We start from the raw sequence: 21212 nt of genomic DNA, 5'->3' as shown, positions 1-21212 counted from the left end.
TCCGCCAAGCGTGCACTCAGCACCGCATCCGAGGCAAGATCGCCGTCGTGTCAACCACACCAGACGCGAGAGAGCCCAATAAATGCAGCAATATTTTATAACTGACTAGAAAGTGTTCATTTTCACGATGCTTTCCACGATCTCGAGCACACCCTGTCACTTGGCCTTTTGGGCACCAACAGCACCGTCGAGCTGACCCTCAGAGAAAGAGCACCTCTAATCACTGATCAGCGGACATGCGTCCATCGTACGTCGGCTGCAGCCACGCCAAGACCGAGAAACTGGACCGTTTTGAGCCTACTTTCCCCTATTCATGCCGTCCACAGAGCATGCTGGCGACCGATCCGTCCATCGTGGTTGCCGCAGCAAGGGATGAGGCCACGGGCGTCGTGTACAACTAAGGCAAGAATGCCGCTGCTGCAAAACGCCAGCCAACTGCCCGCCTTCGCCACAGCAATTGACCAGCTTCGCCAGCGGAACTGACCAACGCCGGCAGCCAAACTGCCCACCGTTGCCAACATGCTGCCCGGTTCCTACAAGGAACGGGGCCACCATCGCCAGTGGAATTTGCCAAGCTCGCCGGCAGCACTGAGCCTCAGCGGCGACCGACAGTGATCGGCCAACTTCGGCCGGTCGGAGTCTCCGCCAAGTTGCACGATTGCCGCCGTTGGAGAGGTCGGGCTCTACGCCTATCGGCAACGCTCGTCAGCTTTGGCGAGCAGGTGTCTTGATTATTCGCGTGCGTGCCTGGCAGTCGCACGCACATGCGCCCGAAGCGAAGGGCGGCCTTATCCGGATGCTATTTTCTTCGCACATACATCAGTAGCGCAGCGATGATGATAACCGACACCACGACGATCAGAATCCATCCGATCCCCATGCCAAACATCGTCGTTCCGCCCATATTTGTCATCATGTCAACTCTCCTTCATGTTGGCTGCTTTCGCGGCCGTGCTTCACGCATTTAACCTGCGGGCACGAAGGCGATGCGTCGCACCCGCGCCTGTTCATTGGTTGGCAGACTGGTGACAGTCCATGGGGTTCACTCATGTGTCCCGCGACTCTGATCGGCAGAGTGTGAATCTGGATCGGCGCCTCGCTGGTCCCTGATCCGGTATATCTCCTCCACCGGTAATACGGCGACGATGCCATGGCTTTCAGGTCCGACATAGGCCGCGCTGCAGATGGCATCAACCACGGCTGCCGCTTGCGATTGCTGGGCAAATACCTCCACTCGCGCCTGCTCGGACAGCCATTGGGCGGCATAGAAATTTTTGTAATGGCCGTAACCTTTGACCCGTGTGACAGCCACTTCGAACGTCCCCACTTGTTGTACCGCCCGTTCGACTGCCTCGAGACTTCCGACGTCGATGATCGCGGTGACTTTTCGGTATGTCATGCTTCTTCTCCCGGACTTTCTTTAGTCCTCGATGGATGAACCCGTTCGCATCACCTCAACGGGTCGGCCTTCCAGCTTGCGCAAGCGATGCCATTCCCAAAGCAGGTAGGCCGCCGGAATCACCAGCATGGTCAGGATCAGCGAACTGATCATTCCGCCGACCATCGGCGATGCGATGCGACGCATGATTTCCGAACCGGTGCCTGAACCAAACATCACCGGCAGCAGGCCGGAAATGATGGCAACCGCCGTCATCGCGATCGGCCGCAGACGCAGCAGCGCACCATCGCGCACCGCCTCGCGCAGACCGTCGAAGCTCACCGGCAGATTTGTCGCCACGCACCTTTCCTGATAGCGGGCGACCGATTGATTCAGGTAAACAATCAGGACCACGCCGATTTCGGTGGTGACGCCCGCCAGCGCGATCAAGCCCACCGCCACGGCCACCGACATGTTGTAGCCCAGCAGGTACAACAACCAGAAACTGCCGGCCAGCGCCATCGGCAAGGTCCCCATGATGATCACGACGTGGGAGATGCGGCGAAATGCCAGATACAACAGCAGGGCGATGAGTACGATGGTCACCGGCACGACCAACGCCAGGCTCTTGTTCGCCTTCTGGATGTACTCGTATTGTCCGGACCAGCTCAGCGAGTAGCCGGGGGGCAACTTGACCTGGCTCGCCACCCGTTTCTGCGCCTCGGCGACGTAGGATCCGACGTCGCGATTGGCAATGTCGACATAGGTCCAGCCGGTAAGTTGGGCGGCCTCGCTCTTGATCATGGGCGGCCCGTCTTCGATGCGGATGACCGCCACGTCGCCCAGTACGACGTGATCACCGCGAGCGGTGACGATCGGCAGCTGCCGCAGACTTGCCACCGAATTGCGTGAGTCGCGCGGGTATCGCAGGTTGACCGGGTAGCGTTCCAGTCCTTCCACGGTCTCGGTGACATTCATGCCACCGATGGCGGTGCGCACCACGTCCTGAACGTCGCTGATGTTGAGTCCGAGTCGCGCCGCCTTGCCGCGGTCGATATCGATGTTGATGTAGCGACCGCCGGCCGCTGGCCGCTCGGAGTACACCGACACCGTGCCACGAACTTTCGGAAGGATTTTCTCCAGTTGCGCGCCGACCTGCTGGATCACCTGCAGATCCGGCCCGCCGACCTTGATGCCAACCGGGGTCTTGATGCCGGTGGAGAGCATGTCGATGCGGGTCTTGATCGGCATGACCCAGGCATTGGTCAATCCCGGCAGCTGCACCCTTTGTTTCAGCTCGCTGACGATTTGCGCCTTGGTGACGCCGGGGCGCCACTCGGACGGCGGCTTGAACTGGATGACCGTCTCATTCATCGACAGCGGTGCCGGATCGGTCGCCGTGCCCGCGCGGCCCATCTTGCCAAAGGCCGATTTCACTTCCGGCACGCTCATGATGAGCTTGTCGGTCTGCTGCAGCAGTTGACGTGCCTTGTCCACGGAGATGCCCGGGCGCACCGACGGCATGTACATCAGGTCGCCTTCGTCCAGCGGCGGGATGAATTCCGAACCCAATCGCGTGGCCGGCCAGATGCTGATCGCCAGCACGAACACACTGGCGAGTATGACCAGCCAGGGCTTGCGCAGGACGCCATTCACCAAGGGGCGATAAAGCCAGGTCAACAGCCGGTTGACCGGATTGGCATGCTCCGGGGTAATCCGTCCACGAATGAAGTAGCCCATCAGCACCGGTACCAGGGTGATGGACAGAATCGCCGCCGCCGCCATGGAGTACGTCTTGGTAAACGCCAGTGGCTTGAACATGCGACCCGCCTGCTCGCCCAGTGTGAATACGGGCATGAACGACACCGCGATGATCACCAGCGAGAAAAACAGTGATGGGCCAACCTCGACCGTGGCGTCGGCCACCATCCGCCATCGATTCGCCGCGGTGACCGGCTCGCGCTCCATGTGCTTGTGCAGGTTTTCGATCATCACGATGGCGCCATCCACCATCGCCCCGATGGCAATCGCGATGCCACCCAGCGACATGATGTTGGCGTTCAGGCCTTGCAGGTGCATGACGATGAAGGCCATCAGGATGCCGATCGGCAGACTCACCACCGCCACCATGGCCGAGCGGAAATGGAACAGGAAGACGATGCAGACCAGGGTCACCACGAGGAACTCTTCGAAAAGCTTCTCACGCAGGTTGCTGATGGCAGCCTGGATCAATTGCGAGCGGTCGTAGGTCGGCACGATCTGCACGCCCGGCGGCAGGCTGGCTTTCAGCGAAGCCAACTTGGCCTTGACACCATCAATGACCTTTTGCGCATTTTCGCCATAGCGCATGACGATGACACCACCGACCGCCTCACCCTGGCCGTTGAGCTCGGTGACCCCGCGGCGGATCTGCGGACCGATCCGCACGTCGGCCACATCCTTCAATTGCACCGGCGTGCCGTTCTTGTCGGTCAGCAAAGGCACCTGCAACAGATCCTTGATACCTTTGATATAGCCACTGGCACGGACCATGTACTCCGCTTCCGCCAACTCGACCACCGCGCCGCCGGTTTCCTTATTGGCGTTCTGGATTGCTTTCTTCACGTGATCCAGGGTGATGCCGTAAGCGCGTAGCTTGTCCGGGTTCACCACCACCTGGTATTGCTTCACCATGCCCCCGGCCGTGGCCACCTCGGCCACGCCCGGCACAGTTTGCAGCTGGTATTTCAGGAACCAGTCCTGCAGGCTCGTCAGCTGGGCCAGGTCATGTTTGCCGGTCTTGTCCACCAGCGCGTATTCATAGACCCAGCCCACCCCGGTTGCATCCGGGCCCAGGCTCGGATGCGCGTCGGACGGCAGGCTGCTGGCGACCTGGTCGAGGTACTCCAGCACGCGCGAACGCGCCCAGTAGAGATCGGTGCCTTCCTTGAAAATGATGTAGACGTACGAATCGCCGAAGAATGAATAACCGCGTACCACCGTCGCACCCGGCACCCCCAGCATCGCGGTTTCCAGCGGATAGGTGACCTGGTCCTGCACCACCTGTGGCGACTGCCCTGGATACGGCGTCTTGACGATGACCTGCACATCGGACAGGTCGGGGATCGCGTCCACCGGCGTGTTTTTCATCGCATACAGGCCACCGAGGATCACGAAGGCCAGCCCCAGCAGGACGAAGCCGCGGTTCCTGAGCGACCAGCGGATAATCGCGGCGATCATGGGTGCTGCTCCGTGCCTGCACCCTTCGGCGTTGGCATCGTCGCCATGTCCTTGCTGGTGGCAGCATCGGGCTTGGTGGTCAGCTCGTGACGGGGCGTGACCGGCGCTTCGGCGCAGCCGGGCTTGCCGGAGCCAAGCCTTAGCGCCGCGGCATCGACATTGGCTTCGGAGTCGAGCATGAACTGCGCGGAGGTGACTACGCGCTGGCCGGCGCGCAAGCCCTTCAGGATCTCCACCTGATCACCAGAGCTGAGCCCGGCCTGCACAGGACAGACGTCGAAGCGACCGTCGCCGAGCGCCACGATCACGCGCTGGCTGTTGCCGGTGCGGATCAGTGCCAACTCCGGAATGTAGAGCCCGTCGCCCTTGGCTGCCGTCTGCAGGCTGACATGCGCGTACATGTTCGGTTGCAGGCGCAGGTCCGGGTTGGCAAAGCGCACTCGCGCCTTGACCGTGCGGGTGGTACTGCTGATGTCGGGATAGACGTGGTCGACCACGCCCTGCCAGTGCTGGCCCGGAAAGGCGTCGAACACCGCGTCTGCTTTCTGTCCGGTGTGCAACAACGCGGCAGCGCTCTCGTCAACCTCCACCAGTACCCAGACGGTGCGAAGATCTGCCAGCCTCATGATCTGCGTGGCAGGCATCACATACGCGCCCTCGCTCACACCCAGGCTCATCAGCACACCGGCGGAGTCGGCGTAACGGGCCACACGGTCGCTGACTTTTCGCGTGCGCGCCAATTGCTTCACCTGTGCTGCGCTGAAACCGAGTGCCTGCATGCGCTCGCGTGAGGCGGCGACCAGTGACGGACTTCCGCTGGACAACGCGACCAGATACTCGCGCTCCGCCGTTGCCAACTTGGGGGAAAACAGTTCGTAGAGCATCTGGCCGGCACGCACGCTGTCGCCAGCACTCTTGACACCCAATTTCTCGACCCAGCCCTCGGCCCGGGTGTTGAGGCTGGTGATGGTGTCTTCGTCGTAGCCCACATAGCCGACCAACTCCAGCCGATGGGATAGCGATCCCTGCTCGACCTCAACCGTACGCACGCCGAGGTTGTTGACCACATCGGGCGAGATCTTCACGTCGCTGGCCTCAGCCGCCCCGTTTTCATCGGCGTAAACGGGCACCAGGTCCATGCCCATGGGGGACTTGCCCGGCTTGTCGCTGTGAAAGTTCGGCGTCATCGGCCCTTTCCAGTACAGAATCTTGCGTGTCGTTGCAGACGCTGCCGCCGGTGTGGCCGATTCGCTGGTTGGACGTCCGCGCTTGTCGACGAAATATCCGCCGATCAGTGCAAGCAGGACGACGATGAGCGCAAGCGCAATCCATCTCGATTTGTTCATGGCGAGGTACCCCTGAGCATGGTCGCTGCCGAAAGCGGCAACAGCCCGCCGCCGGTTTGGTAGTTGAGTGAGGCCCATTGGGTAAAGAGGTCGGCGCGTGCCCTGGCCACTTCCAGTTCGGCCATCAGATACTGTTGCTCGGCGGTGATGAGCTTGAGGAAGTCACCACTGCCGCTGCCGTAGTCAGCCTCGGCTGCCTGCATGTTGAGCCTGGTCAACGGCAGCAACTTGTCGGCATAGAGTTTGATGGTGGCGGCGGCTTGGGCGGCGGTTTCACGCGATTGGTCGATGTCGCTCAGCAACTGGTTGCGCATATCGGCCAGCTTCGCCTCGCTCTCATGAAGCCGTGCATTGGCCTCATTCACCTCACCGCGGTGGTTGCCACCGAAGGGAATGTTGATGGCGACACCGACGGTCAGTCGCTTGGCTGGCATGTCCATGATGCTGTTGTAGCCGGCCAGTACGCTGATATTCGGCATGGTATTCTTGTGCGCCAGATCGACCCGATCCCTGCTCGCCTGGATGCGCGCATCCAGGCTCTGCAGCAGCGGGTAATGCGCCAGCGCGGCGTCCCGCAAGGTGGCGTAAGTCGGCAGCGGAATCTCACTCGGAAGGCCGGTTGGTGCGGCGACCTCGGTATCCGGATCGACGTTCTGCAGCGCATTGATCTTCGCCTGCACCGTGCGCTGCAGACGCGCCAGCTCCAGAGCCTGGTTGCGCAGGCGCACCAATTCCACCTCAGCCTGCAGGACATCTTGCTGCGGCGACTGCCCTGATGCATAGGCCGCTTCCGCCACCGTCCTCAAATGCTCTACCAGCGTAGTGTTCGCGGCGTTGATCGCCAGCGCCCGATGAACGTAATACCACTGGGCATAGTCGGCGCGGGCACGGGCGGCGAGCCGCAGACGCAGGTCAGCCACTTGCTGGTCCGCCGACTCCGCTTCGGCCGTAGCCATCCTGCTGCGCAGATCAAGGGTGCCTGGCCACGGAAACTTTTGACTGAACTGCACGTTCTGGTTGAGGCCCTGCCGTGGGCCGCCGGCCGTGTTTGGCGCTATTGCATAGCTGACCATCGGGTCATCCAGCGCGCCGGCTGACTCGATCCGGGCGCCTGCTGCATCGGAAGCCGCCTGCATCGCCTCGATGCCCGGGTTGCGTTGCAGAACCTTCTGCACCAACAGGTCAGGCGTGAGCCCGGCAGATGGCGCAATAATTTCAGCCGCTACCGGGGCCATCAAGGCTGCACGCGATGCGGTGGCAGCGCCCTGATGCATTGGTCCGTCGATGGCCCACGCCATCGGGGTTATGGCCATGCCTGCGAACAGGAGCATGGCCAGCGCGGACGTCTGATGACGCCGTGCAGAACACGTGGAAAACATGAACAGTTACTCCCGCAATCTTGCCAAGTGCGCCGTACCAATGCCGGTACGACCCGTTGCTACAAGCAAGGCGGGAACTAGATAAGGAGAGAGCAGAACAGCAATCTGAGCGGAGGTCGATAGACATGCCCCCGATCCGTCGAGGCAAACGATGCTTCGGCGCGTGGCAACATGGCCACGACCGGCGCGTCCGGTGCCAAGGGCGGAAGCAAGGAGCCCGGAACATTGGGCGAAGATGCATCGGACTGGATCGCCGTGCCCTGAGCGCAATGTTGGGCACACATGAGGTCCTTGGCATGCCCCACCGCCATGTCATCCATGCAAGTCGGCTGCGACGCGGACGTGACCGTGGCCATGTCGGGCATGGAAACAACGCAAGCACTAGCCGCAAAAGCAACCTGCTGGCACAGCCACAACAACACCAGCACGCACCACAATATGTGGTGGCGATGGATGCTTCGCCGGTGGGACATGCCAGTCATGAGCTTAAGACTATCGTAGGTTGGGGCGCTCACACTTGACCGTGATCAAGTACATCGATTGTTTCATGCTGGCTGGGCTGCATCGAACGATCATCGGAAGTTGTCACGCTGCTGCAGACCAACAGGCTGGTCACAGTTCGCTTGCGAAGTCATAGTGTGGCGCGACCATTCGTGCCGGGGCCTATCTGTGAGCGGCAGCGCGCTATGGCTTGAAACGGCGCACGGTGATCAGGATTGCAACGGGAACCACGATCCATTGCACTAACGGTGCTACTCCGATACCGGCGATGAGCGGCATCGATGGCGCGTAGGCCCAGCTGTGCTCGAGATAGACGTTGTGCCATTCGCTCCACGCGGTGTAGCCGATGGTCGAGAGCAGCATGACCGCCATCCCCGTCCATTGATTCGAATACGGCCACGTGCGAGAGCGCGTAACGCCGACCACCATCAGGTACGCGACCGCTGTAATGATGCCGTCGCCGAGCGTGCAGTGGACTACCGCATACGCGACGCTGGTATGCGTGACGGACAGGTCGTAGAAACCGAGTTGTGCGAGTTCCCACGCGAGATTGAAGACAAGTGCGAGCACCAACCAAAGCATCTCGTGTGGTTTGACAGGGCCGAGGCGGCGCGATGCAGCGCGCCATCCCAGTCGGCGCCGAAGATTCGCCGGGATGGGAGTCGGCTCCCTGATGCCTCTGCCCGGGGACGGGCTAGCGGCGGAGGTTGTTGTGTCCGAATGCTTCATTGCCCTTGTGCAATCAATTGGGGATAGGCGACGTGCGGTTGCTACGGTGGGCTCGGTGACAGGCTGATACGACCGTGGGCCTGAGTCCATTAGATGGCTTGCCCATGGTCACCAGACCCGGGAGCTTGGACCCTGACTTGATGCTACTACCTCCGCGACAGCGGAAGATCTCGGCAACGGACGTTGAACGCATGATGGGTTGGGAAAACGGCCTCGTGGGGGTGTCGGGTCGCAGTGGCGATACGCGACTGTTGCTTGGAGCTTCAGATGCAGCATCACGACTTGCCGTCAACACAATGTGTGGTACGGGTAGCTCAAGGTGTCACCTCCATGGCGACTCTCTGTCCAGGGGAACCAGCACCCAAGGACTCTCGAAAGACCCGTGATGCGATATGTAGACGAGCCAGACCCAACACTTGCACCGACCCGCAATCCTGCGAAACACAGCTCGATCCCGCAGCGCTTTTTGAGAGAAGACTCATGACTTCACACGACCCCCATGACCATCACGGCAATCCGGCACGGGATGCGGTTGACGATCGTATCAGCGATGCCAGTGTTCACGCCGGCGCGACGGTAACGGATCCGGTATGCGGCATGCAGGTCGATCCGGCAACGTCTTTGCTCACCGCCGAGCACAAGGGCACGACCTATCATTTCTGCTCAACCCGGTGCCAGCAACGTTTCATCGCCGAACCCGCGCGGTATCTCTCAAGTGAACCATTGACGCCAGACGCCCCAGCGCCCTCAGGCATCATCTACACATGTCCGATGCACCCGCAGATTCGTCAAGAGGGGCCCGGAGCGTGCCCTATCTGCGGGATGGCGTTGGAGCCGGAAATGCCCAGTCTGGAGGACGAGGGCAATCCCGAGCTTCGCGACTTCAGCCGTCGATTCTGGTGGACGTTGCCACTGACGGTGGTTGTGTTGGTGCTGGCGATGTTCGGGCACCGATTCTCTGCGTTGTCGGTCGATACCCGGACCTGGGTTGAGTTGGTATTGACCACTCCCGTGTTCTTCTGGGCTGGCTGGCCATTCCTCGTGCGTTGCGTGCAATCCATCCGCAAACACAGTCTCAACATGTGGACCCTGATCGGCATCGGCACAACGGCAGCGTTTGGCTACAGCGTCGTGGCGGCGGTAGCGCCCGAACTCTTCCCTGCCTCGTTTCATGCGCATGGTCGCGTCGGTGTGTACTTCGAAGCGGCCGCCGTGATCGTCTCGCTGACCCTGCTGGGACAACTGCTGGAACTGAGGGCACGCTCAAAAACGTCGGCGGCGATCAAGGCACTGCTCGGGCTGGCCCCCAAGACGGCACGCCGCCTTCGTGATGACGGGACCGAAGAAGATATCGAGCTCCGCCACGTGCATGTGGGGGACCGCTTGCGGGTCGGTTCAGGTGAGAAAGTACCGGTCGACGGCGAGGTGATCGAAGGACGCTCCAACGTCGACGAATCAATGCTGACCGGTGAGCCGATTCCGGTCGAAAAGACGGTCGGCGCCTCAGTCATCGGCGCCACCCTCAACGGCACCGGCGCGTTGGTGATGCGTGCCGAAAAAATTGGCTCGGAGACCGTACTGGCCCAGATCGTGCAATTGGTCGCGCAGGCACAGCGATCGCGCGCGCCCATGCAACGCATGGCGGACAAGGTGGCGTTCTGGTTCGTGCTTGCGGTACTCGCGGCGGCGGTCGTGACGTTTTTCGTATGGGGGTTGTTTGGCCCGACACCGTCCTGGACCTACGCCGTACTCAATGCCGTTTCAGTTCTCATCATTGCCTGCCCATGCGCATTGGGACTGGCTACGCCGATGTCGATCATGGTTGCCACCGGGCGCGCTGCGCAGGGTGGCGTGCTATTCCGCGATGCCGAGGCGATCGAGAACCTGCGCAAGATCGACACACTGATCGTCGACAAGACCGGCACCCTGACTGAAGGGCGACCGGCGTTCCGCACAGCTTTGCCGTCGCACGGTTTTACCGAGGAAGAGGTGCTGCGCCTTGCCGCCAGTCTCGATCAAGGCAGCGAGCATCCGTTGGCCGACGCCATCGTCGCGGAGGCGCGTCGGCGACAGCTCGCTTTGGAGACTCCTGACGACTTCGAGTCGGCCACTGGCGTAGGCGTACGCGGCAAAGTTGGTGGTCGCGGGCTTGCCATCGGAAACACCGAACTGATGCGCGAAGTGGGTGTGAATCCCTCATCCATGTCTGCCGATGCGGAGAAGCTGCGCCAGGAGGGCGCCAGCGTGATGTTTCTCGCGGTGGATGGCGTGCTTGCCGGACTGGTTGCCGTCGCTGACCCGATCAAGGCGTCCACGCCGGAAGCGATCGAAGCCCTGCATCGCGACGGCCTGCGTATCGTCATGGCCACGGGCGACGGTGTCACCACAGCCAAGCCGGTGGCACGCACGCTCGGTATCGATGAGGTTCATGGCGAAGTTCGCCCCAAGGACAAGGTCGACCTGGTTCAGCGACTGAAAGCGGAAGGACACAAAGTGGCGATGGCCGGTGATGGCATCAATGACGCGCCAGCCCTTGCCGGCGCAGACGTTGGCATTGCGATGGGCACGGGTACCGATGTCGCGATGTCCAGTGCGCAGGTCACCCTGGTCAAGGGCGACCTTCGAGGCATCGTACGTGCACGCGCCATCTCCAACGCGACCGTCGCGAACATGAAGCAGAACCTCACATTCGCATTTGTCTACAACGCGGTCGGCGTGCCGATCGCGGCTGGTGCCTTGTATCCGCTGACCGGCCTTCTGCTCAGCCCAATGATTGCCGCCTTGGCCATGAGCTTGAGTTCGGTATCGGTAGTGGTCAACGCGTTGCGTTTGGGAAAGGCCCACCTCGACTGAATCTCCTGCCGGCCTCGGTGCTGGAAACAACGCAACGGTCACGCGCTCTCAGTCAGGGCCGTCCGCGCGTAGCGCTGGAGCGGCACCCATTCGTGCGCGCGGATTCATCGGCTGTCTTCAGCCGTCAATACGGGAGAAAACCCGCCACCGGGAGTTCGGAAGTTTGTAGTTTGCCCCTGGTATATGCGCGCGGCGTAGAGCATCACCCTGCCGCGATACGCATAGCAGCGGATGTCGACCTTGAGCGGGGGCGACTGTGCGTCCGTCCTGCGCTCGCTGGGCACAACCAATTCCTGAGCTACGTAGGAAGCACCTGCCATTTCATCCCATACCCGGCGCGTGAGCTTGTCACCGCGATAAGCGGCCTTGCTGCCGAAGCCAGCAGATGGCTTGAAGAAAAGATGACGCCGCGCGGCCCACATGGCATCGCGATTGTCCGGTGTCAGCAGTTCGGTCTTCGGAACACCGGCGACCAAGGTTTCCACCGCCGTCTTGCTGGCACCCGCCGACTGCAGAAAATCGCGTCTACCGAGCAAGTTCAAGTTGCGTTTGTCCGCATACAGCGCGTGCGCGCGGGGGTGCGGACTGACAATCACCTTGCCAGTCAGGTACGCGGTTCGTATGGCAGCCTGAGCGGGCTGCTGGAACGCGAAGTCGGTCAATCGATTGTAGAGAAGATCGACGCTGCTTTCGCCGAGCCAAAGACGGCCGTCTCCCAGGACAAGGTCTTCGGGACCACAAATTTCTGCGCGATAGCCATGTCGTCGAAAGAGTTCACGAAACAACAGGAACTCCGGGTAGAGATACTGCTGCGTCGGCGACTCATCGACAATGGCTACGAGGCCCAGGGACGCGGAGCCACGTTGCAGCTGCCACTCGGTCAGCATGACCTCAAGAATGTCGCTATCGACTCTCCCCACCGCTGTAGGCGGCTTGGTTATTTCCGGCATGCACGCGTGTTGCGCCTGCCCGAGCATGGCATTCAGCAGGACGCCTCCCGGGTTCGTATTGATCTCGATGAGTCGTGGCCCGTCGATGCCCAGATGGAAGTCCAGTCCAAGCAATCCGCCAGGTGATCCCGGGTCAAAGCGGGCGATATCAGGTGCCCATGCCAGCGCAGCCGACTGGTAGGCCGGCAACGCGACCACTTCCTCAACGGCGGCAACGACGTTGGCCGTCTGTTCGAGGTGACGACGCGAAACATAGATCGGCAATGCCGAGAACAAATGCGGATGCGTGACTGCCAGCGCTCCCCGCAGCCCGTACACGCCAAGTACATTGCTGAGCTTGGCGTGAAGCGCGGGGACATCCACAGCGAGGCAGAAGCATTCGTTGTTGAGCGCTTCAACCGATGAGGGCGATGCACAGATGCCGGCACATGCGTTGGTTACAACAGATGGATCATGTTCGTTCACGTAACACTGACCAAGGAGTTCATGAGAAGCCGCCAAGATATGCCGCAATGCCCAGACACGACCCTGCATGCCGTGCATGCAGTCAATCTGTGAGGCGAGCGTAGCTGCCCTCGCCATGAGGTGCCCGCTGTACATGGGGTACACGCTTGCAGCCAGCACTACCTGCTGCAATAGAAACAACAGCGCCAGCAGCCAAAACCGGCCGGGGCGCTTCGTGTGGCGAATTCAGAACTTCGGTGACATGGGTTCGACTTTATATAAGCGCTTGGCGTTCATCTTGACCAGGATCAATGCCCCGAGCTTCTCGAACCCGGCCACGTGGATTGTCCATCTACCAATTCACATCCGCGGATTGGCCGAACATTGTCACAGGGCAAAGGACCAAAGGCTCGTTTACAGCGCCGCGCAGGTGGCAATGTGCTTGTGCAGCCTCATCCAGTCCCGGTCCGTCAAAACCACACCCTCGCACCCATCAGGATCTGCCGATCGGATACCGGTCGGCCTGCTGCGCGGGCCACGCCCGCCGTCGCGCCGAACTTGTGTACCCATGAGTAACCGATATACGGCGCAAACTTGCGGCTGAACTCGTAACGCAGCCGAAAGCTCAACGAGGCGTCGGAGACACCTGCCCCGAGATCGCGGCGTGGATCGGCACGGCCGTAGGCATTCAGATCCAGCTCGGGGGTGAGAATCAGCTTCTGCGTAAACAGCCAATCCTGGGAGGTCTTGAGCCGGATCGCTGTGCGCCCCGAAGGCCCCGCATAGGCCGTCGCCTCGAACTCGAACTCGTAGGGTGCAATGCCCTGGAAGCCAAACGCCGCCCAGTTTCGGGTCGGTCCGGTGCCCAGGTCGTGGCGCACGCCGGCCATCAGGTTCCAGAACGGACTGACCGCATGGCCCCAAAGCGCTTCGACATCACCCTCTTCGATGCGCCCTTTGCTGCGGCTGCCCTCGCTGCGGATCCACAGCTTGTCGAGATTGTGCCCGACCCAGAAGCGACCGTCCCATTGCTGGGCGTTCGCGCCGTCGTTGCTGTGCGCGCTCTCGAGGTTGTCGATCTGCAGCTTGGCCAGCAGCGGATCATCATGCATGCGCAAGCTGACGCCGTAGGCGTCATAACCCTTCGGTGCTGCACCGTCGCTGCTTGGCAGGCTGCCGATAGGGGGCGCCTTGGACATCGCCTTGCCCTGCTTCATGTCCATGGGCATCGCCATACCTTTCATGCCGGGCATGTTCTGCATGGCACCCATGTCGTCGGACTTTTTCGCAGGCTGCTGGGACATGCGCTTCATCGCGCCATACGACATGGCCTTGTGGCCGTTTTTCGGCGGCATGGTTTTGGCGGCGGTGGTTGGTGTCTTGAGGTGCATGCCGTCCATGCCGTCACCGGGCGTCATCGTCATCGACTGGCTGGCCGCCGTCTTGCTCGAAGCGGCCGGCGGTGCATCGGTTTGCGCCATGACCCCTGGCGAGGCGCCCAGTAAAGCCAGCCCAAGGGCGGCGGGAAGCATGGAGCGGCGAGATGTGATCGGGTTCAGAGTCATCGTCCTGGTCCTCATGCCACCACCACCGCGCGGAACATGCCCGCGTCCATGTGATAAAGCATGTGGCAGTGGTAGGCCCATCGTCCCCGGGCGTCGGCATTGACCAGGTAACTGATGCGCTGGGCCGGACGCACGTTGACCGTGTGCTTGCGCACCTGGAACTGCGCCTGGGCGGTTTCCACTTCGCTCCACATGCCGTGCAGATGGATCGGGTGGTTCATCATGGTGTCGTTGATCAGCACGATGCGCAGCCGCTCGCCGTAGTGGAACAGGATCGGCTTGGCCTCGGAATACGGCACGCCGTTGAACGACCACATATAGCGTTCCATGTTGCCGGTGAGGTGCAATACGATCTCGCGGGTCGGTTCGCGCGGATCGAGCGGGCCGCCGATCGTGTGCAGGTCGGCGTAGCTCAGTACCCGCCTGCCGTTGTGCCGCAGGCCCGCGCCGGGATCGTCCAGCGCGGTGGACGCCACGGCGATGCATTTGGTGTTCGACGGCCCGTATTCGGTCGCATAGTGATGATGGATCGGCACCGTCTGGCTACCGCCCATACCACCCATGTCCATACCCGGCATGGCTTGCATGCCACCCGCCGCCATGCCGGCCATTTTCGACATGTCCATGCCCATGTCGGCCATGCTGAGGCTGGGGACCGGGTCCATCGGTGGAATCTCGCCACGCATGCCTTCGCGCGGCGCCAGGGTGCCGGCGGCGTAGCCACTGCGATCGATGGCCTGGGCGAAAATGGTGTAGGCACGATCATCGCTGGGGCTGACGATCACATCCAGGGTTTCGGCGACGGCAATGCGGAACTCGTCGATCGACACCGGCTCCACGTCCTGCCCGTCGGCGGCTACCACGGTCATCTTCAAACCGGGAATCCGTACGTCGAAATACGTCATCGACGAGGCATTGACGAAGCGCAGGCGAACCTTTTCGCCGCGGCTGAAAAGGCCGGTCCAACGGCCTTCGGGTGTCACGCCATTGGTCAAAAAGGTGTAGGTGTAGCCGGTCACGTCGGACAAATCCCGCGGGCTCATGCGCATCCGGTTCCAGGCCATCCGCTCCTTCCATGCCTTGGCAAAACCTTCCATGCCGGCCTGCTTGAAGATTTCCGGTGTGGTCGGTTCGGTGCGGCTGTAGTAGCCGCCCATTTTCTTCAGGTTGGCGAACACCTGCTCGGGGTCGGTATCGGTCCAGTCGGACAACACCACCACGTGTTCGCGATCGCTGGGGAAGCGCTCGGCTTCGCGGGGTTCGATCACGATCGCACCGTACAGGCCGGTCTGCTCCTGGAAGCGGGTGTGGCTGTGGTACCAGAACGTGCCGGACTGCTGCACCTTGAAGCGGTACTGGAACGTTTCACCCGGCGCGATACCCGGGTAGCTTAGCCCCGGCACACCATCCATGTCCGCAGGCAGGATCATGCCGTGCCAGTGGATCGAGGTGGAAACATTCATCCGGTTGGTGACGTTGAGGGTCACTGTGTCGCCCTCGCGCCAGTACAGCGTCGGTGCCGGCACCTGGCCGTTGATGATGGTGCCGATCGCGGGTTTTCCGGTGAAATTGACCGGGGTTTCGGCGATCTCTAGATCAAAGGTCGTTCCCCGCAGGACCGACGGCGAACGCCGCAGCCCCGTGCTTTTGGCCCGGATGCCCTGGGCGATGCTCGCCGCCGGAACCAGTCCGGCCAGCACACCGCCCAACGCCAGGCCGCGCACGAAACGGCGCCGCGAAGGGTCGGGCCCGTGGGGGGGATCACCCGGAAACTGTATACGTGACATATCAAACTCCAGAGTCAAAGAAAAAAGTTTTTGTGGGACGGACAGACGGTTCGCAAAGCGGCGCGCGCTGGCACCAGCGTGCTTGAGGCGACGCGATCAGGCGCTTCATGAGAAACCTCCGAAAAGGACGGCGACGCCGATGCCCAACGCAAACAGCACTATCGACAGCACGGTCATCCCGGTCAGCATGGTGTGGGATACGTTTTCGGCCCCGCCATGTGCCATGCCATGGGGCTCGCCGTTCGACTCGACCGGCGCATGCTCCGAGGCATGGCTTGCGCCGTACTTCGCGTGCCCGGCGTCACGCGCTTGCGTGTTGTCCGGTTCCGCCATACGCACAGTCATCATGCCGTGCTTCAAATGCCGGGAAACCAGCCACCAGTTCATCGGATAGGCGGCCACGAATCCCACCAGCAGCGCCATCGACATGACGAACCAGAACGCCGGCCCGGCAGGATCATGTGCACCCGGCACGTGCTTCATCGCCAGCACCATGGTCGGCACCATGGCTGCCATCAGCACGTTCATGGACAGAAGCTCGGGGAAGAAGCTGTTGCGCAAGGCCGCTGTGTAGGAGCCGCCAGCATCGCCGCGCATGAACAGCGCCTGGAAAATCGTCCAGCCGAAGCCAAAGCCGAGCACGTATTCCAGCGCGATATCCAGCACCCCCGTCAACTGCATCATGCTGGCGATGACCGCACCAGCCAGAATGCCCACGCCATCGCCCGCCACGCAATGCATGGTCGAGCCGAGCACCTGTCGCCAACGCACCGCCACATAGCGTTCATGCAGGCCCGGCAAGGGTTCGCGACAGCCCAGCACATAGAGAAAGGCACCTAATGGCCCGGTGTACGCGGTAAGCAGGACAAACCCCCACTTCAGCACCGGCGACTCCGGTGTGGAGCGGATATCGATCGCCACGTACAGCACGGACAAACCGGTCAGCAGGAACCAAAGCAGCATTACGCCTTCCAGCATGATCGTTTCTCCCATGTGTCGTGAGTGGTGGCCGGCGGCAACAGAGACATTAGTTCTCTCCTTTCAGGCACGCGCTGTCAGGCTTGTGGGCCATGCTTGGCAAACACGCGAGTGGAGCCATCGCGGGCAATCAGCAGCACCTCGTAGCGCACCGGAGTGCCCATCTCCATACCGGGCGAACCCATCGGCATGCCGGGGGCGGCCAGACCACGGGCATTGGGATGTTCGGTCAACAAGCGCTGGATATCCTCCACCGGCACATGGCCTTCGATCACGTAGCCGCCGATCAGCGCGGTATGACATGAGGTCGCGTCAGCCGGCACGCCCAGCCGCGCCTTGACCGCCGCCATCGGCTGGTCTTCCTGCGTGACAACGCTATAGCCGTTGGCCTGCAGGTAGTGAATCCAGGCGCCGCAGCAACCACAGCTCGGGTCGCGAAAGACCTCGGCGCTGCTGGCCATGGCCAGTGCCGGCCACATCAGCGCAGCGAGTACCAGGCCGGTAATGACGCGGAACGATCCACGCTTCATGATCCTTTCTCCGTCAACGGCGTCGATTGCCAGTGAATCGCCACGATCTTCCAGCTGTTTCCGAACTTTTGCAGATCAAGCATTTCGCGGCTGCGCAGGCTGAGCGGCTTGCCCTTGATGGTTGTGCGGATCTCGCTTTCGCTGCCGACCATGGCGCTGTCACCCATCAGCATGGAACCCAGTGAGACGGGCGTGATCCGTGCGTCCTTGAGGAACGCGATGTCTTCGCCCAAGTGACCGTTCGCATAGTCTTCGCGGGTCTGGCTCGAGCCGCCTTCGCTGATGGTCGCGTTGGGCGCCAGCAGCGCGAGTGCGGCCGTGCGATCGCCCCGCTGCAAGGCTTCCTGGAACGTATGCGCCACGGCCTCGGCTTGCGGCGCCGCGTTTGGCGTCATGCCCTGCAGCGACATTGGAGTTTCAGCGGTGCCCGTCGTGGCGGCCACTGGCGCGTGGGCATTGTCCGCTGTCTGGTCGTGGCTGTGACTGGCCACGCCGGGCATCGGCATGTCTTTCATGTCGGCAGCCCCGCCGTGGCTATGGCTGTGGCCGGCTTCGTCACTCATGTCCATGTCGTCATCCGGCGGAGCCCTGGCGACGATCTCCTTGTACTGGGCTGGCGTCATGGCGGGCAGCTTTTGCAGAAACGCGACCATGCTCCAGATGGTGGGGTCGTCGTGGCTGCCGCCCCATGCCGGCATCGCGCTCATCTTGATGCCGTGCTTGATTATCCAGAAGGCCTCCTTCGGATCGACCCGGGTCTGCGACAGATTCGGAGGCTGCGGATACAGGCCGGGGCGAAGCTCTGAGTCGTTCATGCCCGGCTTGAGGTGGCATTGGGTGCACATGGCCGCGTACTGACCGGCCCCTTTCAGAATCAGCTGGGGATCGTTGAGGTCAGGCACCTTGAGATCTTCCGAACGGACTTGAATGGAACGCTCGCGCAATGTTTGCAAGATCGCGAATACCGGCTTGGTGTGGTGATCATCGGCGCCGATGTTGTAGATGCCGGAATACACGAACGCCCCCACCCCCAAGGCAAGTACGCCAAGGACGACTGCAACCGTGATGCTGTGGTGCTTGATGTGCTTCTTCATGAGTTGCTCCCCTTAAAACAGATTCGGGCGCCGGCCACCATTGGCCGGTCGAGGATGGAGTGATCGCTTTTGCTGCTGATGTGCCGGATGGATCGCTGTTGCCGATGAGAACCGGACGCGAGTTCCGGCCACGGGACAATCGGCGCAAAAGGCACTCTGCCGAATCGCTGAAAGCACCTTCGTCGCCAGTGGTAGTCCGCGCGAAACCGCATAGTGCGAGCCATTTGCCGATGGCGGGAAAGGCAAGTTCATGGAGTCTCTCCGGGGCAGACGGTATTGAGCATGCCAACACCAATCACAGCCGATTGCCCCGATGGCCGACATACGACGATCGCAAGCAAAGCTCATCGAAAACGAGGAAGAGTCAGACCGCCGGTGGTCGCAACGGAGGGGCGGTGTTCATCGAAGGCGCACTGCTGGGCAGCGGCATGGCATAACTGGTACCCATCGCGGCCGAAGCCAGAACGACAGCCGTTGCGGGTGGCAACGTGGTGCTGCACATCGCACCACAATGGCAGGCCTGAATTGCCGTACCACCGCAACAACCCGTGTGGTCATCGCAACAAGATCCAGATCCGTTGACGGCCATGTGGGAAGGACGATGTTCACTGGCCGCCACGACCGTTGAGTGCATGACATGGGAATGAGGACTTCCCGTCATGCCCATCGGTGCAGCGGCCAATGAGTTGATGACCAGCAACAGCCACGCGAACATGCCCATCGCCCGAAGGCGACGTGAACGAGCGAGCGGCCGTAGCGAGAACGTCATTAGGTGAGCTTACCCGTGTGAACTGACACCCTCAACTCTGGAGGTGGGTTCAGATTATTCACGGCTTGCTGAAGCCCATCTGCAGCGTGATCTTGTCACCTGCTTTCAGGTGGGCCATGGCGGATGGCGGGAAATGCACCTTCAAGGTCATGCCATCGCTCGTCACGTCGACGATGCCGGTCTTTGCATCCGCCTCCGTCACGGTCGCAGGCATCATGTGCATGCCCATCATTTTGCCGTGCATGCCCGGCATGCCCTGCATACCGGAGTGCATCCCACCCATCTTGTCCATGCCGCTTGTCGGCGTGCTGTCCTGGGCAATGGCTACTCCCATCAGGGCCAAAGTGAGCACCAGAGAGCCAAACATCGAAAACTTAGATTTGGGTGAAATAGTCATACGGTTGTCTCAACGAGGAGTTGCCAGACGCAACGGTGAGAGTGTGTGCCGACGCGTGTGTAGGAACGTTGAAATTCCGGCCGATTGTTCGTCCAACTTTGGGCAGTTTGAATGAACATTTGAAACCGCCATTAGACCGAACGAATTGCTATGCGCCCCCCCGTCCATCGACAACGACGCCCTGCCGGAGGGGATAGCCCCATTGCGACTATGATCAGATCATGAACGACTCACATCGCGCCCATTTGCGCTCCATCCTGCAGGCGCTGGCGGCGGCCGCGCTGTTTGGGCTGAGTACGCCGCTCGCCAAGCTGCTGCTGGGATCAATGGCACCCGTGCTGCTCGCCGGCCTTCTCTATGTTGGCTCGGGCATCGGCTTGTCGTTATGGCTGCTACTGCGCAAGCTGCGTCGGCGGGCGCCCAGCGAGGCGCCGCTGGCGCGCGCCGATTTGCCCTGGCTCGGCGGCGCCGTCGTCGTCGGCGGTATCTTCGGCCCCATCCTGCTGATGCTGGGACTGGCGTTGACCCCGGCCTCAACAGCGTCGCTGCTGCTCAACCTGGAAAGCGTGCTGACTGCCGGCATCGCCTGGGTGGTGTTCCGAGAGAACGTGGACCGTCGCGTATTCATTGGCATGCTCGCCATCATTGCGGGCAGCGTGCTGTTGTCATGGCATGGCGAAACCACCGGCAAACTCCCGTGGGGATCACTGGCCATCGCCGGCGCCTGTCTGTGCTGGGCGATCGACAACAATCTTACCCGCCACGTGTCAGCCGGCGACCCGGTGCAGATCGCCGCGATCAAGGGTGGCGTGGCCGGCGCGATCACCCTCGCCCTAGCGCTAACCATGGGCAACCCACTGCCTGCCACCCTGCCTCTGCTGGCGACCGGATTGCTGGGGTTTGCGGGGTACGGCGTGAGCCTGGTGCTATTCGTGCTGGCCTTGCGTGGCTTGGGAGCCGCGCGCACCGGCGCCTATTTTTCGACGGCGCCGTTCGTCGGCGCACTCATCTCATTACTGCTGTTTGGCGAGCACCCCAGCCTCGCCTTCTGGCTGGCCGGTGCACTGATGGCCCTGGGTGTCTGGTTGCATGTCAGCGAACGGCACGCGCATGAACATGCGCACGAGGCCCTCGCACACGAGCATCGTCATCGCCACGACGAGCACCACCAGCACAGCCACGACTTTCCATGGGACGGCGAAGAACCGCACAGCCACCCGCATGTGCACGCGCCACTGCTGCACAGCCACCCGCACTTCCCGGACATCCATCACCGCCACCAACATTGATCAG

At 61.7% G+C, this 21212-nt stretch carries 16 protein-coding genes; 4 read left to right on the top strand and 12 right to left on the bottom strand.

What is annotated here, in order from left to right:
* Positions 1-1042: 1042 nt before the first annotated feature.
* The 5 genes from AB7849_RS17765 to AB7849_RS17745 all read right to left on the bottom strand — a co-directional run bounded on the left by AB7849_RS17765 (position 1043) and on the right by AB7849_RS17745 (position 8396).
* Positions 1043-1399, bottom strand: coding sequence for a P-II family nitrogen regulator (locus AB7849_RS17765; RefSeq protein WP_008209296.1), 357 nt, complete (start codon positions 1397-1399; stop codon positions 1043-1045).
* A gap of 21 nt (positions 1400-1420) precedes the next feature.
* Entirely contained in the window at positions 1421-4597 is a 3177-nt protein-coding gene (locus AB7849_RS17760) for an efflux RND transporter permease subunit (protein WP_008209298.1), read from the bottom strand.
* Positions 4594-5943, bottom strand: coding sequence for an efflux RND transporter periplasmic adaptor subunit (locus tag AB7849_RS17755; protein ID WP_008209301.1), 1350 nt, complete (start codon positions 5941-5943; stop codon positions 4594-4596). The genes AB7849_RS17760 and AB7849_RS17755 overlap by 4 nt, the downstream gene beginning before the upstream one ends.
* Entirely contained in the window at positions 5940-7322 is a 1383-nt protein-coding gene (locus AB7849_RS17750) for a TolC family protein (RefSeq protein ID WP_008209303.1), read from the bottom strand. The genes AB7849_RS17755 and AB7849_RS17750 overlap by 4 nt, the downstream gene beginning before the upstream one ends.
* A 684-nt stretch (positions 7323-8006) precedes the next feature.
* Positions 8007-8396, bottom strand: coding sequence for a hypothetical protein (locus AB7849_RS17745; protein ID WP_157618028.1), 390 nt, complete (start codon positions 8394-8396; stop codon positions 8007-8009).
* A 230-nt stretch (positions 8397-8626) separates the two neighbouring features.
* Between AB7849_RS17745 and AB7849_RS17740 the strand changes: the two genes are divergently transcribed.
* Both AB7849_RS17740 and AB7849_RS17735 read left to right on the top strand, forming a co-directional pair.
* On the top strand, positions 8627-8938 hold the full coding sequence (locus AB7849_RS17740) for a hypothetical protein (protein WP_369501474.1): 312 nt from the start codon (positions 8627-8629) through the stop codon (positions 8936-8938).
* A gap of 94 nt (positions 8939-9032) precedes the next feature.
* Positions 9033-11405: a heavy metal translocating P-type ATPase gene (locus AB7849_RS17735; protein WP_369501473.1), complete on the top strand. Its 2373-nt coding sequence runs from the start codon at positions 9033-9035 to the stop codon at positions 11403-11405.
* 104 nt (positions 11406-11509) lie between these two features.
* Here the strand turns inward: AB7849_RS17735 and AB7849_RS17730 are convergent, their stop codons facing one another.
* From AB7849_RS17730 to AB7849_RS17705, 6 genes are all read right to left on the bottom strand, one after another.
* The gene (locus tag AB7849_RS17730; protein WP_157618029.1) at positions 11510-12820 is read right to left on the bottom strand and encodes a hypothetical protein; all 1311 of its coding nucleotides are present in this window, start codon (positions 12818-12820) and stop codon (positions 11510-11512) included.
* A gap of 449 nt (positions 12821-13269) precedes the next feature.
* Complete coding sequence (locus AB7849_RS17725) at positions 13270-14280, bottom strand: copper resistance protein B (RefSeq protein ID WP_008209314.1); 1011 nt, start codon at positions 14278-14280, stop codon at positions 13270-13272.
* Positions 14281-14375: 95 nt separating this feature from the next.
* Positions 14376-16151, bottom strand: coding sequence for a copper resistance system multicopper oxidase (locus AB7849_RS17720; protein ID WP_369501472.1), 1776 nt, complete (start codon positions 16149-16151; stop codon positions 14376-14378).
* A 105-nt stretch (positions 16152-16256) separates the two neighbouring features.
* On the bottom strand, positions 16257-17129 hold the full coding sequence (locus AB7849_RS17715) for a DUF4396 domain-containing protein (RefSeq protein ID WP_369501471.1): 873 nt from the start codon (positions 17127-17129) through the stop codon (positions 16257-16259).
* 77 nt (positions 17130-17206) lie between these two features.
* Positions 17207-17659, bottom strand: a complete 453-nt coding sequence (locus AB7849_RS17710; RefSeq protein WP_008209317.1) for a DUF411 domain-containing protein — start codon at positions 17657-17659, stop codon at positions 17207-17209.
* Complete coding sequence (locus AB7849_RS17705) at positions 17656-18603, bottom strand: c-type cytochrome (protein WP_369501470.1); 948 nt, start codon at positions 18601-18603, stop codon at positions 17656-17658. The genes AB7849_RS17710 and AB7849_RS17705 overlap by 4 nt, the downstream gene beginning before the upstream one ends.
* On the opposite strand from AB7849_RS17705, the gene AB7849_RS17700 reads away from it, so the two are divergent.
* Positions 18583-18816, top strand: coding sequence for a hypothetical protein (locus AB7849_RS17700; RefSeq protein WP_369501469.1), 234 nt, complete (start codon positions 18583-18585; stop codon positions 18814-18816). The genes AB7849_RS17705 and AB7849_RS17700 overlap by 21 nt on opposite strands.
* 764 nt (positions 18817-19580) lie before the next feature.
* Here AB7849_RS17700 and AB7849_RS17695 read toward each other — a convergent pair.
* A complete protein-coding gene (locus tag AB7849_RS17695; protein ID WP_369501468.1) occupies positions 19581-19919 on the bottom strand; it encodes a hypothetical protein in 339 nt (112 codons plus the stop codon).
* A 221-nt stretch (positions 19920-20140) separates the two neighbouring features.
* On the opposite strand from AB7849_RS17695, the gene AB7849_RS17690 reads away from it, so the two are divergent.
* Positions 20141-21208, top strand: coding sequence for a DMT family transporter (locus AB7849_RS17690; RefSeq protein WP_369501466.1), 1068 nt, complete (start codon positions 20141-20143; stop codon positions 21206-21208).
* The last annotated feature ends 4 nt before the right edge of the window (positions 21209-21212 follow it).

Source organism: Rhodanobacter sp. FW021-MT20, from assembly GCF_041107475.1.
Lineage (GTDB): Bacteria > Pseudomonadota > Gammaproteobacteria > Xanthomonadales > Rhodanobacteraceae > Rhodanobacter_A > Rhodanobacter_A glycinis.
Note: the sequence above shows the minus strand (reverse complement) of the source record. Positions and strands in the feature narration are given on the sequence as shown.